The sequence below is a fragment of the Paraplanobispora siamensis genome (assembly GCF_016863175.1).
Lineage (GTDB): Bacteria > Actinomycetota > Actinomycetes > Streptosporangiales > Streptosporangiaceae > Planobispora > Planobispora siamensis.
In genome coordinates, this window is the sequence record NZ_BOOJ01000055.1 from 90350 (window position 1) to 104492 (window position 14143).

13 protein-coding genes are annotated in these 14143 nt (G+C 71.8%); 7 read left to right on the plus strand and 6 right to left on the minus strand.

Annotated elements, in window-relative coordinates; genetic code table 11:
• Nucleotides 1-116: 116 nt before the first annotated feature.
• Nucleotides 117-614, plus strand: coding sequence for a YybH family protein (locus Psi01_RS31700; protein WP_204067803.1), 498 nt, complete (start codon nucleotides 117-119; stop codon nucleotides 612-614).
• A gap of 75 nt (nucleotides 615-689) precedes the next feature.
• Here Psi01_RS31700 and Psi01_RS31705 read toward each other — a convergent pair whose 3' ends face one another.
• Entirely contained in the window at nucleotides 690-1817 is a 1128-nt protein-coding gene (locus tag Psi01_RS31705; protein WP_204067804.1) for an AI-2E family transporter, read from the minus strand.
• 510 nt (nucleotides 1818-2327) lie between these two features.
• On the opposite strand from Psi01_RS31705, the gene Psi01_RS31710 reads away from it, so the two are divergent.
• The gene (locus tag Psi01_RS31710; protein WP_204067805.1) at nucleotides 2328-4910 is read left to right on the plus strand and encodes a winged helix-turn-helix domain-containing protein; all 2583 of its coding nucleotides are present in this window, start codon (nucleotides 2328-2330) and stop codon (nucleotides 4908-4910) included.
• Nucleotides 4911-4997: 87 nt separating this feature from the next.
• Here the strand turns inward: Psi01_RS31710 and Psi01_RS31715 are convergent, their stop codons facing one another.
• Nucleotides 4998-5246, minus strand: a complete 249-nt coding sequence (locus Psi01_RS31715) for a DUF8691 family protein (RefSeq protein WP_203872894.1) — start codon at nucleotides 5244-5246, stop codon at nucleotides 4998-5000.
• A 209-nt stretch (nucleotides 5247-5455) separates the two neighbouring features.
• Between Psi01_RS31715 and Psi01_RS31720 the strand changes: the two genes are divergently transcribed.
• The 3 genes from Psi01_RS31720 (at nucleotide 5456) to Psi01_RS31730 (ending at nucleotide 10293) form a co-directional block, all read left to right on the plus strand.
• Entirely contained in the window at nucleotides 5456-7786 is a 2331-nt protein-coding gene (locus Psi01_RS31720; RefSeq protein WP_204067806.1) for a helix-turn-helix transcriptional regulator, read from the plus strand.
• Nucleotides 7787-7951: 165 nt separating this feature from the next.
• Nucleotides 7952-9643, plus strand: coding sequence for a hypothetical protein (locus Psi01_RS31725; RefSeq protein WP_204067807.1), 1692 nt, complete (start codon nucleotides 7952-7954; stop codon nucleotides 9641-9643).
• 98 nt (nucleotides 9644-9741) lie between these two features.
• On the plus strand, nucleotides 9742-10293 hold the full coding sequence (locus Psi01_RS31730) for a hypothetical protein (RefSeq protein WP_204067808.1): 552 nt from the start codon (nucleotides 9742-9744) through the stop codon (nucleotides 10291-10293).
• 277 nt (nucleotides 10294-10570) lie between these two features.
• Here Psi01_RS31730 and Psi01_RS31735 read toward each other — a convergent pair whose 3' ends face one another.
• The 3 genes from Psi01_RS31735 to Psi01_RS31745 all read right to left on the minus strand — a co-directional run bounded on the left by Psi01_RS31735 (nucleotide 10571) and on the right by Psi01_RS31745 (nucleotide 12222).
• On the minus strand, nucleotides 10571-11017 hold the full coding sequence (locus Psi01_RS31735; protein ID WP_204067809.1) for a DUF7144 family membrane protein: 447 nt from the start codon (nucleotides 11015-11017) through the stop codon (nucleotides 10571-10573).
• A gap of 102 nt (nucleotides 11018-11119) precedes the next feature.
• Nucleotides 11120-11548: a DUF7144 family membrane protein gene (locus Psi01_RS31740; protein ID WP_204067810.1), complete on the minus strand. Its 429-nt coding sequence runs from the start codon at nucleotides 11546-11548 to the stop codon at nucleotides 11120-11122.
• A gap of 170 nt (nucleotides 11549-11718) precedes the next feature.
• The gene (locus Psi01_RS31745) at nucleotides 11719-12222 is read right to left on the minus strand and encodes a DUF1269 domain-containing protein (RefSeq protein WP_204067811.1); all 504 of its coding nucleotides are present in this window, start codon (nucleotides 12220-12222) and stop codon (nucleotides 11719-11721) included.
• Nucleotides 12223-12416: 194 nt separating this feature from the next.
• Here Psi01_RS31745 and Psi01_RS31750 point away from each other — a divergent pair, with 194 nt between their 5' ends.
• Complete coding sequence (locus Psi01_RS31750; RefSeq protein ID WP_204067812.1) at nucleotides 12417-12626, plus strand: hypothetical protein; 210 nt, start codon at nucleotides 12417-12419, stop codon at nucleotides 12624-12626.
• A gap of 7 nt (nucleotides 12627-12633) precedes the next feature.
• On the plus strand, nucleotides 12634-13548 hold the full coding sequence (locus tag Psi01_RS31755) for a YhjD/YihY/BrkB family envelope integrity protein (protein ID WP_204067813.1): 915 nt from the start codon (nucleotides 12634-12636) through the stop codon (nucleotides 13546-13548).
• Here the strand turns inward: Psi01_RS31755 and Psi01_RS31760 are convergent.
• Nucleotides 13541-14101, minus strand: coding sequence for a DUF6069 family protein (locus Psi01_RS31760; RefSeq protein WP_204067814.1), 561 nt, complete (start codon nucleotides 14099-14101; stop codon nucleotides 13541-13543). The genes Psi01_RS31755 and Psi01_RS31760 overlap by 8 nt on opposite strands.
• Between the last annotated feature and the right edge of the window lie 42 nt (nucleotides 14102-14143).

Here is a 14143-nt window from a genome sequence, read left to right on the forward strand (position 1 = left end):
TCCATGACCGGAGCCCTTCCATGACCGGAGCCCTTCCATGACCGGTGCCCGCCATAGCCGGTGGTTATGGGCACAGGTCTTGGACGTCGCCGGACGGGCGCGGCGATGCTCCGTACATGACCGAGAACCTCATCCGGACCCTCTGCCTGGCGGCGGTTCTGGCCGCTCTGACCACCGCCTGCTCCGCCGGGACCGAGGCCGGGCCCACGGCGTCCGGACCGGCGGCGTCCGCCGCCCCGGCGCGGGACGCGACGCCCTCCGTCCCCGTACGGGACACCGTGCCCGCCGAGCACCGCGCCCTGGTGGACCGCTTCGTCGAGGCGATCAACGCGGGCGACGCCGGGCGGGTGGCCGCCGTCTTCGCCCCGGAGGCCAGCTTCGACAGCGTGGGCCGCATCTACGAGGGCAGAGAGCAGATCATGGACCGCTTCCTGGTCCCCGAGGTGATCGAGGCGCGGGGGCGCTACACCCTCCTGTCGGTCGCGCCGGGCGCCGGCGGCCGGGTGGTCGCCGAGTACGACTTCGCCACCGGCCACGGCGGGCGCGAGCACTTCACCTACGACTGCTCGGTGCGGGAACGGCGGTTCGCCGACTGCGTCGGCCGCTACGTCTGAGGAACCGCTACGTCTGAGGAACCGCCACGCCTGAGGAACCGCCACGCCTGAGGAACCGCCACGTCTGAGGAACCGCTACGTCTGAGGCGCCGCGGTCCCCACCCCGTCGCCCGCGCCGGGCTCCGGTGCGGCCTCCCGCTCCGCACCGGGGCCCGCCGCGGCCTCCCGGTCCCTCCGAAGCAGGCGGACCAGGTCAATCGCCATGGCCGTCACCGGCACGGCCAGGATCACCCCGGCCAGTCCCGCGACGATGCCCGCCGCGACGGTGACGAGCAGGACGATCAGCGGGTGGATCTCCAGGGCGGAGCCGAACACGAACGGCGCGATCATGTTCTGCAGGCTGCCGTTCGCCAGGATCACCACGAGCAGCATCCACAGCGCGGTGCCGGGGCCTCCTGAGCCGAGCGCGATGAGCACGGCGAAGGCGCCGGAGATGAACGCGCCGAGATAGGGGATGTAGGCCCCCATGAAGGTCGCCAGGGCGATCGCCCCGATGACCGGGAGCCGCAGGATCAGCGCGCCGGCGGCCACCAGCACGGTGTTCACCAGGGCGATCAGGGTGACGCCCAGGAGATAGCGGCGGACGAGCACGGCCGCCCGGCCCGCCGCCTCGTGACCGAGGGCGGACGGCAGCGGGAGCGTCCGCACCACCGCGGACTCCATGATCTCGGCATCCTTGAGCAGGAAGAACATGATGTAGAGCCCGAGGACGACACCGAGGACGACCTGCATCACGGCGGCCGCGCCGTCGGCCAGGCCGGAGACCAGGCCGGTCACCACAGCGGGCGCCGCTTTGACGACGTCCTGCTTGACGGAGGTCACCTGCTCCTGGCTGAGCCCCAGGCCGGCGGCGACCTCCCGCAGGTGGTCGACGGCCCTGTCGAGTACGGTGCCGATCTCGCCGGCCTGGCCGTACAGGCTGACGGCCAGGATCACGGCGCACAGCACGACCACCCCGATGAAGGCCAGGCAGCACAGGACCGCCACGATCGAGCGCGGGATCCGCCGGGACGCGATCCGGTCCACGAGGGGGAGGAAGACGACGGCGAGGGCTGCGGCCACGAGGAGCGGCATGAGCAGCGACCGCAGCACGAACAGCAGGAACAGGACGATCGCGCAGGCCGCCACCAGCCCGGTGAACTGCCAGCCGGCCGTCCCCAGCGCGCGCATCCGCGCCGACGCCGCCGGCCGCGAGGTGGTCACGCGGTCTTCCCTGGTGCTGTCCCCGTGGTCGCCGGCCTCATCGAAACTCCCGGATGGTGCGCCGCGGGATCGACGATCCGGTCTCTCCCTGTGCCGAGGGTCCCCTCGCAGGGTCCTCCCGCGTATCACCCCGGGCGGGTGACCGGGCGCGCCGTCCCCCTCCGGGGGTGACCGGGTGTGCCGATCCGTCTCCCGCCAGTGACCCCGCCCTCCGCCGAGACCGCCCCCGCCCCGGCCGCGAGGCGTCCCGGGTCCTCCCGGGACAGCACCTATCCATTAATACGGCGCTGTCCGTTGTCCCGTCGCCGCAGCCCCTCACCCGCCGCCCGTCCTCGTGACCTTGGACGGAGCTCACACCTTCCGGGTGAGGGAGGGATCTCACCCGGGTGAAATCGCCCGCGGGTGATGTCCCATCACCCGCGTGGAACGGAATGTCGAGGCGAGGGGACGCTCAGGCGAGGATAGGGGCCGCTGATGATTCCGAGGACGTTATCAGACTGGCGGGACGCGATGGCGATCAACTCCAAGGTCGTCGTCCCGGAGCAACCGCAGTGGATGGTCTGCCGGGCACGGATCATGGAGCGCCTGCGCAGGGGGACGGCGGGCTCGCTCACCGTCGTCACCGGCCCGCCGGGAGCGGGCAAGACCTCGGCCGTGGTCTCCTGGGCCACCGCCGACAAGAGTCCCGGGCCGGTCGCCTGGGTCACGCTGGATCCGGAGGACGTCCAGCCCGAGACCTTCTGGCCGCTGGTGGCCATGGCGCTCTACCACGCGGGGATCAACGTCTCCTGGGAGGCGATGGACTGGGGCAGGGCCCCCGGTGAGCTGGCCCTGGACGTCTCCGCCCACGGCGGGCCCGTCGTCCTGGTGCTGGACAACCTGCACATGTCCCACAACTCGGAGGTGAGCAGGGGGCTGACCTCCCTGCTGGAGAGTGCGCGTCCGTGGCTGCGGCTGGTGGTGACCGCGCGGCGGGACCCGGCTCTGCCGTTGCACCGCTACCGCCTGGCCGGGCAGCTCACCGAGGTGCGGGTCGGGCACCTGGCCTTCGCGGAGCGGGAGGCCGAGCCGCTGCTGGCCCAGCACGGGGTCCGGCTCGCCCCGGCGTCCCTGCGGGCGCTCGTACGGCGGACGGAGGGATGGGCGGCGGGCCTGCGCCTGGCCGCGATATCGCTGGAGGGCCACCCGGACCCGGAGGGCTTCGTCGCCCAGTTCGCCGGTGACGACAAGTCCGTCGTCGCCTACCTGATCGAGGAGGTGCTGGAGGCCCATCCCGGCGACCAGCGGCACCTGCTGCTCGTCACGAGCGTCCCCGACCGGGTCAACTCGGAGCTGGCGGCCGAGCTCGGAGGCGCGGACGCGGGGAGATCGTTCGCCGAGATGGTGCGGGACAACCCGTTCGCCACCCAGCTGGACCACGGCTGGTACCGGTACCACCCGATGTTCGCCGAGGCGCTGCGCCTGATCCTGCGGCACGAGGCGCCCGCCGACGTCGCCGCGCTGAACCTGCGCGCCGCGGCCTGGTTCGCGCGCAGGGGCCTCCTCCTGGACGCCGTACGGCACGCCGTACGGGCCGACGACTGGGCCTACGCCTCCCGGCTCGTCATCGGCCAGACGGCGGTGGGCCGGCTGCTCGGGCTGCGGCCCGACCGCTCGCTCGTGGACGCCCTGCGCGAGATGCCGGACCACGTGACGCGGACGGAGGCCGAGTCCGGCCTCGTCGCGGCCGCCGTCGCCCGCGCGGGCGGCGACGACGTCTCCTGCGCCCGCGCTCTGCGCACCGCGACCGATCTGATCGGGCGGCTGCCCGCCGCGCGGGTCCTGCCCGCCCGCCTGGCCGCCGGCGTGATCCGGCTGACCGACCCGGGCCCGGACGACGCGGGACGGGCCCGGGCCGTCACCGAGGTCGAGAACCTCCTGCGGCGGCTCCCGGCCCGCTCGCTCGACGACCACCCCGAGATCCGCGCCCTGGTCCTGGCCGCCCGAGGCGGGATCGAGCTGGGGGAAGGGCGCATGACCGAGGCCGCCGACGCGTTCGGCACGGCCCTGACGTTCGCGCTGGAGACCGACGGGGAGTTCCTGCGCCGGCACTGCCTGGGGCATCTGGCGCTCGTCGAGTCCCTGCGCAGCAGGTTCGTCCGCGCCACCGAGCTGGCCGCGCGGGCGGAACAGCTCCCCGAGGTGTGCTCCGCGCCAGCCCGCCGCCGCGTCGCCGCCGCGCACCTCGCCTCCGCCTCGGTGGCCCTCCAGCACGTCGAGCTGCCGCGGGCCAGGCATGAGCTGTCCAGGGCGCGGATGGCCCTGGAGGAGTTCCCCGACACCGTGATGTCGGGCTTGGCCGCCCTGATCACCGCGGAGGTGGACCTGGTGGAGGGTCTGCCCCGGCGGGCGCTGGAAACCGTACGCGGTACCGTCGGCGGACCGGCGTGGCTGGAGCGCCGGCTGACGCTCGTCGAGGCCGACGCCCACACGCTGCTGGGAGAGCCCGTCGCGGCGCGCGAGGCCGCCGAGCGCGTCGGGGAGCCGGGCGACCCGCTGTCCGCGGTGGTCCTCGCACGCGCCTGGATCGGCGCCGGAGACCTGGGGACGGCCGCGAAGGTCGTGCACGAGGCGCTGGCCGAACCCGGGGCGATCCCCGCCGACGTGCGCGTGGACGCCTGGCTGCTGGACGCCTACCTCTCCTACCGGTTCGCCGACCCCTCCCGGGGCCGCCGCTCCCTCGACCGCGCCCTGCGCCTGGGCGACCGCGACCAGCTGCTGCTGCCGTTCGTGCGGTCGAGGGCCTGGCTGCAGCCCCTGTTCCGGCACGACCCCGACCTCGTCCGGCCGTACCTGCGCCTTCTGGAGCTCCTGCGCTTCCAGCCCGGGACGGTCCCGGCCTCCGCCGAGTCCGCGGTCTACGGGCAGCTGAGCGCGCGCGAACTGGACGTCCTGCGGCACCTGTCGAAGATGATGACCACCGAGGAGATCGCCTCCCAGATGTACGTGTCGGTCAACACCGTCAAGACACACCTGAAGAGCATCTACCGCAAGCTCGCGGTCACCAGGCGCGGAGAGGCGGTGCGCCGGGCCAAGCACCTCTCCCTGGTCTGACATCCCGTCTGGGACACCGGTGGGGATCCCGGCCGGAAGGCGGCCCCCGCGGAAGGCGGGGTAGCCGCTTCTCCCGGCCGGGACCCGTCAGGGGCGCTCCCCTGACAGGGGCAGCCGGCGGATCTCGACGAGTTCCAGGCCCAGTGTCTGAATACGCTCCAGGAGCGCGTAAAGAGCGGCCTGATCGAGGTCGTCTCCCCGCACGACGGTCTCCACCGGATTCAGGGTCACCTTCAGACCTTCGAAAAGGGACTGGAACGACTCTCCGACCCGGCCTCGGATTCTGATCTCGTAGCCGCGCGAGACAGCCGCACCGGAATCAGGCTCGCTGTTCACGCTCGCTCTCCTTCCCCTTCCGCGGAACCCCGTGGGAGGTTCACCTACGAGTCAGCCGGGTGAAACCCCTCACCGCATCCTTCGCAGGGGGTGATAGAGCACGGACATGCTCCGGCCGGTGCGGAGGACCCCGCCGGAGGAAAGCGCGTTGACTGTCCTGCTTCCCCGAACAAGACTTCTTCGCATAGACGCCGCTACGGAGAACCGAAATGCGCAGGTGGTTCCGCGAAACAGAACGTAAGAAGCAGGACTCGCACGGAATTGACCGTCTCTCATCCTCATCTCTCACCTCGTTCGCCGACATACGCACCCACCCTCCCTCGCACCGTCCCGAGTGGATCCACCGTCCTGCTCTGATCCGGACGCTGAACGGCGCCCGGAGTGCCCGGCTGGTCCTCGTCTCGGCGCCGGCCGGATTCGGCAAGTCGGCGCTCGTCGCCGAATGGCGTGCCTCGGCCGATCAGGACCGGCCGTTCGCCTGGGTCACCCTCGACCGGAGCGCGAACGCGGCCGGCGTGCTGTGGCGGGCCGTCGAGACCGCGATACGTGGGGCGATCCCGGAGCTGGACGGCGACTGGCCGGAGATCTCACTGCCGGACCAATCGCAGGACCATGCACAGGAGCAGGCACAGGATCAGGCGTCCGACGCCGACGAGCTGCTGCTGCTCCGCCTCCTCGGTGTGCTGGCCGCCCGGCGCCGGCCCTGCGTCCTCGTGCTGGACGACTTCCACACCCTGCACGACCCCCTGCGCCACCGGCAGGTCGAGACGTTCGCCGACCACCTGCCGGCCGGCGTCCAGCTCGTCATCGTCACCCGCGCCGAGCCCGCGCTCCCGCTCGCCCGCTACCGCACCGTCAACGACATCGTGGAACTGCGTACGGACGACCTGCGCTTCACGAAGGAGGAGGCCGCCCGGCTCGTCCACCGGCTCGCCGGCGTCCGGCTCCACGGCTCCGTCCTCGACGGCCTGCTCGACAGCACCGAAGGCTGGCCCGCCGCCCTGCACATGGCGGCGCTGTCCCTGCGGACCGCGACCGACCCCGCCGCGTTCGTCGCCGACTTCACCGGCACCTACCGCACCGTCGCCGACTATCTGGACGAGGAGGTGATCGGGTCGCTCAGCGCCGAGCTGCGCCGGTTCCTGCTGTGCGTCTCCGTCCTCGACCGGTTCACCGCGGCGTTGTGCGACGCCGTGGCCGGCACCTCCGACGCCGCCGGGCTGCTCCAGGAGCTGGAGCGGACGAACACGTTCCTCGTCCCCCTCGACGGCCACCGCTACGAGTACCGCCTGCACCGCCTGTTCCGGCAGGCCCTCCTGGGCGAGCTGACCCGCGCCGAGCCGGAGCTCGCCGCCACGCTGCACCGGCGTGCGAGCGACTGGTACGGCGAGCGGAAGCGGGCCCGCGACGCGATCGAGCACGCGCTGGCGGGCGAGGACGGGGAGCGGGCGCTGCGGCTGTTCCAGGCGCACTGGGCCGAGTACGTCAACGCCGGGCACCTGGCGATCGTCCAGGGGTGGATGCGGTCGATCGGCACGGCGCGGGCCGGCGGCGATCCCGTGACGGCCGTCTGCGCGGCCTGGATCTCCGCCCTGTCCGGCGACCGCCTGGCGACGCGGCACTGGCTGCACGTCGCCGAGAGCCTCCCGCACCGGGGACCGCTCCCCGACGGCTCGCCCTCGGTCCGCTTCTCGGTCTGCCTGGTCCACGCGCTGTTCGGGTTCGACGGCGTGCCGAGCATGCTCGGCGCGGCCCGCGAGGCCGTGGCCCTCGAACCCGACCCGACGGCGCAGTGGCACTCGGCCGCCCGCACCGCGCTCGGCTACGGCCTCTACCTGAACGGCGACGGAGAGGCCGCGCTGCGCCCCCTGGAGCAGGCGGCGCAGAACACGGCGGCATGGCCGATCTTCCGGATCCTCGCCCTGGCCGTCCTGTCGCTCACGCTGGGCGGCCTCGGCCGCTTCGCGGAGGCCGAGGAACCGGCCAGAGTCGCCTACGACCTCGCCGAGGCCTGGCAGCTCACCGAGTCGCCCACGACCTCACCGGCCGCCGACGCCCTCGGCGCCGTGCTCGCCCGCGAGGGACGGCCCCTGGAGGCCAGGCGGCTGCTGGAGCGCGCCCTCGACGTCCGCCGCAGAGTCGTCGGCCTGACGCCCTGGCCGACCCTGGGCCTGCTGATCAGGCTTGCGGGGGTCGCCTCCGGCTCCGGCGACCGGACGGCCGCGCGCGGCTTCGTCGACCAGGCGGAGCATCTCCTGACGGCCGAGCCGGACAGCGGCGAGCACCTGCGCGCCGAGGTCTCCCGGATCCGCCACGCGACCGACGCCGTACGGCCCGCCGTCCCGCTGGGACCGCTGACCCCGCGCGAGCTGGCCGTGCTGCGGCTGCTGCAGGGAGACCTGTCCGTGCGCGAGATCGGCCAGGAGCTCTTCCTGTCGGCCAACACCGTCAAGACCCACACCCGTTCGATCTACCGCAAGCTCGGTGTCACCTCCCGCCATGACGCCGTCCACCACGCCCGCCGGTTGGGGCTGCTGTAAGGGATCCACCGGGCCGCCGCGAGGAGCGCGGCCCGGAGAGGACGTCATCCGGAAGGCCGTCACCCGGTGAGGGTGTCACCCGGAAGGTGTGAAGCCCCCGGGCCGCCCCGAGGCCAGCATCCTGTCCGAGCAGGATCGCTGCGCCGACTGTTCCGGGAGGCCACCATGCCCGGTGACGAACAGCACGTCCGCCCCACCGAGCCGGCGGAGACCGGCCCGCCGCAGACGACCGGGCCCGGATCCCCCGCCCCGCCCGGGGCGGCCGAGGCCGGCCCGTCCTCCTCGTCCCGGACGCCCGAGACGGCCCGGACCGGCCCGTCCTCCTCGTCCCGGACACCTGAGACGGTCCAGGCGGGTCCGTCCTCCTCGTCCCGGACGGCCGAGACTGCCCAGGCCGACCCGTCCCCCCCGGCGGGCACGACCGAGGCCTCCGAGGCCGGTCCGCCTCCCCCGCCCCAGCCGCCCGAGTCGGCGCAGGCGGAGCTGGAGCGCCTGCGGGCCGAGGTGGCCGAGCTGCGCGGCCGGCTCGTCACCAGGACGCGGCAGCGCCGGCGGGGCTTCGCCGTACGGCGCACCGTCGCCGCGATCCTGGCCGCCCTGGCCGGCCTCGGCCTGGTGGCCTCCCTCATCGGGCTCTGGGGCGGGCGCACGGTGCTCAACACCGACCGCTGGGTGGCGACGGTGGAGACCCTCCCGGATCATCCCGAGGTCACCAACGCGGTGGCGACCTATCTCACCGACGAGGTCTTCAGCGTCCTGAACGTGGAGCAGCGGCTGGCCGAGGTGCTGCCTCCCCGGGCGACGTTCCTCGCCGGGCCGGTGACCGGCGCCGTGCACGGCTACACCAGGGACCTCGTCGCCAAGTTCATGGCGTCCGAGCAGTTCCAGACGCTGTGGGTCACCGCGAACCGGTTCGCGCACGCGCGGATCGTCGCGATCGCCGAGGGCACCAGCCCGTCGGTCTCCGTCGAGGGCAGCACGGTGACCCTGAACCTGCTGCCCGTCGTGAACAACCTCCTGGTCACCATCGAGAACCAGCTGCCGACCATCTTCGGCAAGGAGATCGACCTGCCGACGCTCTCCTCCGGTGAGATCCCGGCCGGCCTGCACCAGCGCATCGAGACCGCACTCGGTGTGTCGCTGCCCGCAGACTTCGCCCAGATCAAGCTCTACGACCGGCCCATGCTCGGTCAGATCCAGGACTCCGTGGTCGTGTTCAAGCGCTTCATCGTGCTCCTGGTCGCCGGGACCCTGCTCGCGCTCGTCCTCGCGCTGTGGATATCGCCCCACCGCCGGCGCACACTGCTGCAGCTGGGGATGTGGACGGCGATCTCCGCGGTCGTCCTGTCGAGTGCGCTGCGGGCCGTACGGGACCAGCTGCTCGGGCTCGTCCCCGAGGGGATGTACCGCCAGGCGGTGTCCGTCGCGGTGTACGACATCTTCTCCGACCTGCGGGTGTGGGGGCTGTGGGCCCTGTGGACGGGTGTCGCGGTCGCGGTCCTGTGCTATCTCTTCGGTCCCGGACGCTTCCCGGTCGCGCTGCGCCGCTACGTGGCGGCCGGCGCCCGCGCCGTGGCGGGGACGGCCCGCTCGGTCGGCACCGACGTCCGGCTCAGGACGTGGATCGCCCGCTACCTGGACGTGCTGCGGATCGGCGGGATCATCGTGGCCGCCGTCGTCGCGCTGCTGTTCTCCTCGTGGACGGCGCTGTTCGTGATCGCCGCCGTCCTGGTGGGCTACGAGGTGCTCGTCACCCTCGTCGCCCGCGGCGCCGGGCCTCCTCCGGACGCGGAACCGCCCGCGGGCACCGCCGCGCCGGTGACGACCGGCCGGCCTCAGGTCATCCCCGGCGGGTGATGGCCGCCCCTCTCCCGCGTGACACGGTGCCCGTAAGGACGGCACGGCAGCAAGAAGGGGCCGGCCGACGCGAGCGACACGCAGAGGAGAGGGCGGACATGGCCATCGGACCTGTGCAGCTCGTCGTGCTGGGGTTCAACCATCCCGAGTTCCACGGCGAGATCATCGGTGAGCTGGAGCGGTTGCGGCAGAGCGACACGGTACGGGTGATCGACGCGCTCGCCGTCTACAAGGACAAGGCGGGCGACATCGAGGTCGAGCACCTGAGCAACATCACCACCGACGAGGCGATCGAGCTGGGCAGCGCGATCGGCGCTCTGATCGGCCTCGGCATCGAGGGCGACAAGGAGGGCGCCGTCGCCGGCGCGGTCGCCGGCGCCGAGAAGGTCGCGCAGGAGGGCCTGCACGTGTTCACCGGGGAGGACGCCTGGGACGTCATCGAGGACATCCCGAACGACTCCGCGGCCGCGCTCATCCTGCTGGAGCACCACTGGGCGGTGCCGCTGCGGGACGCGGTGTTCCGCGCGGGCGGCTTCCGCATCAGCGACGCCTTCATCAGCCCGCTCGACCTCGTCGCGCTCGGCATGTACACGGCCGAGGAGGCCAGGCAGCTCCACGAGATGGAGACGGCCGCCGCCACCAGGAAGTGACCACAGGACCGACTCACGGAGACGGAGGTACAGCGATGTTCGGAGCCAGAAGAGTCGCCCGGCGCACATCCCGCCGCACCGCGCGCCGCGTGGCCCGGCGACGCCGCTGAGGAACCGCCGCCCGCCCGCGGAGGCCGCTTCCGGCGCCCCGCGGGCGGGCACACGGAAAACCCGACCGAGCGGTCCCAATGGGCCGGGGCCGCTCGGTCGGGTTCTTTTCTGTGCTCTCTCGCTTCCGGGGACTTCCGGGGACTTCCGGGGACTTCCGGGGACGCCGTCAGTAGGACATGTTCTGCTCGACCGCGCGCTTGTTGTAGACGCACAGCGCCCAGATCACGAACACGTCCATGGTGATCATGATCAGCGACCAGACCGGGTAGTACGGCAGGAACAGGAACTGGGTGACGGCGTTCAGCACCGCGAAGCCGATGCCGACGATGCGGGCCCAGAGCTGCCCGCTGAAGATGAAGAATCCGGCGACCACGGCGAGGGCGCCGAGGACCAGGTGGATCCAGCCCCAGACCGTCACGTCGATCTGATAGACGTAGTTCGGCGCGACGAGGTAGAACTGGTCCTCCAGGATGGCCGCGAGCCCCTGGAACGCCTGGAAGATTCCGATCATCACCATCATGATCCCGGCGAACAACGCGAATCCGATGGCCCATTCGCTGACCGGCTTGTCGTCCACCGGCTCTTCGTGTCTCGCGGATACCTGCTCTGACATGGCACCTCCCATTGGGTACTGCAGGCCGCATACGCGGCAAGGGTCACCCGGAGCGAGCGAGCGCAACTCACCCGCGACGGATGAGATTTCCCGCAGGTGCGGTCAGGACCTCATCCCCGCGTCCCGGGCCTCCTGCTTGCCGTACACGCAGAGTGCCCAGATCACGAACACGTCGATGACGATGATCAGGATCGACCACACCGGGTAGTAGGGGATGAAGAAGAAGTTCGCGATCGCGCTCAGCGCGGCCGCGGCGATGCCGACGATCCGCGCCCACATCTGGGCCGACAGAACGCCCCAGCCGGCCACGGCCAGCACGATGCCCAGGACCAGGTGGATCCAGCCCCAGACCGTCACGTCGACCTGGTAGACGTAGTTCGGCGCGACGACGTAGAACTCGTTTTCGAGGACGGCCGCGAGCCCCTCGATGGCCTGGAAGATCCCCACCATCATCATCATGACGGCGGCGAACAACGCGAAGCCCATGACCCAGCCGCTGACCGGCTTGTCGGTATAAGACCTGTTTGCCATGGTGACACCTCCCATCAAGTCGCTGTCCCACCATCGCCCCGTCCCCGGCCGCGGGGATCACCCATCGGGGGTGACATGCGCGGGACGGCGAAAAAAGCCGCAGGTCGCCCGGGGAAACCGGGCGACCTGCGGGCTGCCGGTGATCGGTCGGCTCCTCGGTGGAGCGGCCGTCACGCCTGTCCTGCCGCCTCCTCGCCGTGCAGGGCCTCCTGCAGACGCCGCTCGGCGTCCTTGGACAGGGAGGACTTCAGCACGGTGCCGCCGTACTTGCTGAGCGCCGCCACGGCCTTGTCCGGGGTGACCTTCTCCACCACCAGGAACAGCGCCGAGGTGCCCGGCTGGAGCATGTCGCGCACCTGCTGCTGGAAGGCCTTGTCGATGCCCGACTTCTCCAGCTTGCCCATCAGCGCGCCGAGGCCGCCGCCCAGCGCCATGCCCAGGAACGGGACGAAGAACAGCATGCCGAACAGCAGTCCCCAGAACATGCCCCAGGTCGCGCCGCCGGCCACCGCGTTGTGGTGGGTGCTGACGTGGAACTTGCCCTGCTGGTCGCGTGTGATCACCGCGACCGCGTCAGGCTGGATGATGAGTTCGTTGGTCAGGCGCTGAACCTCGCGCTCCGCGTCGGCGGCGGTCGACTCGTCGGGATAGCCGATCGCTATCAGATCTGCCATGGTTCGCCCTCTCCCTTGTTCGTTTCCTCGTCCTAAGGAGATCGGTCCGCCGGGCCCGCCTCATCACCCTCGCCGGGTGAAGTGTCTGATTCCGGATTTGGGAAACTCGTCACGCGCCCCTGGCCGGCACCCTCCCCTGCGGGAACGGAGAACGGCACCGGCGCCATGGCAGGGGCCACGGAAAGGCGGGCACCATGGAACTGTTCCTCGAAGTGATCGCCGGCGCCGCTGTGATCTGGTGGCTGTGCCGTTGTGCCGTCCGCTCCCGGAGGGATCGTCAGGCCGGACCCCCCGCTTCCGGTTCCCACGACGCCGGGGTGTGGGTGAACCCGGGCAGGTGGGCCCAGATCGTGGCGGAGCTGGACCCGGAGGACCGGGAGCGGCGTCCCGGCCGGCCCGAATGACGTGGCCGTGCGTGAGCGGCTGCTGAGCCTGGCGCGCTGGAGCGGGCTCGCGCTGACCCTCAGATGCCTCCAGCGGTTCCGTCACATCGACGGGCGCAACCGCAGCCTGGTCATCGCCGGGCAGACGTTCACCACCATCATCCCGCTGCTGATCCTCACGGCCAGCGTCACCGGCTCCGGCGGGAGCCACGTGGTCGGCGACGAGCTGGTGATCCGCTTCCACCTCACCGGTGACAGCGCGGAGGCCATGCGCACGCTGTTCGCCCGCCCGCCGGTCGCCGCCCAGACCATGTCCGTGATCGGTCTCATCGTCCTGCTGGCGTCGCTGCTGAGCCTGACCCGGTCGCTCCAGCGTGTCTACGAGGAGGCGTGGGGCCTGCCCCCGCACGGCATCCCCGGCACGTTCAACGGCCTGGCCGGCGTGTCGCTGCTGCTGGCGCAGCTCATCATCCTCACGTTGCTGACGTCGGCGCTGCACAGTGCGCCCGGAGGCTCGGTCATCGCCGCCTTCGTCCGGGTCCTGGCTGCGATACCGCTGTGGGCGGTGCTGCAGTACCTGCTCCTCAGCCGCCGGATACCGATCCGCCGGCTCGTCCCCGGCGCGATCGTGGCCGCCTGCGGGCAGCTGGTCGTGACGATGGCCTCGGCGTACTGGATGCCGCGGGTGATCGAGAACGACGCCGGACGGTACGGCCTGATCGGTGTGACGTTCGCGCTGATCTCCTGGCTGATCATCATCGGGCTGGCGATCGTCCTCGCCGCGGTGATCGGCGCGGAGCTCGCGCCGCCGCAGGAGACGGAACCCACGCGGGAGGACCCCGCCGCCGAGGTTCCGGCGGCGGGGTCCTCCGGGGCTTCCGACGTCGGGGCCTCCGGCGCCCCCGAGGCTCCCGGAACGTCCGGGACCCCCCGGGTCACCTAGCCGATCGGATCGCCGTGTAGCCGACCTTGGGGAGCATCGTCAGGATGACGAGCCCCACACAGAGATTGGCCAGGCCGGTCGCGAGCTGGGTCGACAGCGGCGCCTCGGCGGTGAAGGGCAGGATGGCGAAGGCGGCCGTCAGCAGCCCGATGATCGTGGAGAAGTACGCCAGCGGCCGCGGGGTGAGCGTGACCAGGATCTGCAGGATCAACGTGGCGATGAGCGCGCCCGTACCCGCGGAGATCACGTAGAGCGCCGTCCCTGACGCGCCGGTCAGTCCCCTGCTCCGCGGGGTCAGCAGCTCGACGTTGAGGATCCCCTCCGCGACGAGCACGCCGAGCCACGCCACCAGGCCGGCGACCACGGCCGTGGCCAGGCCGCCGCCCCAGAGCCTGCCCGTGTCGACGGCGGGCGGTTCCTCGGACGGCGCGGGCGAGCGGGACGGGAGCGGCCCGGCCTGCGGGTAGTCCCCGGCCTGCTGATACTCCCCGCCCTGCTGGTAGTTCCCCCGGGGCTCGTAGCCGCCGGGTGGGTCGTACATCGATCCGGACATCGTCAGGACTCCTCACACGGTCGCGGTCACCGGTTGCCCGTC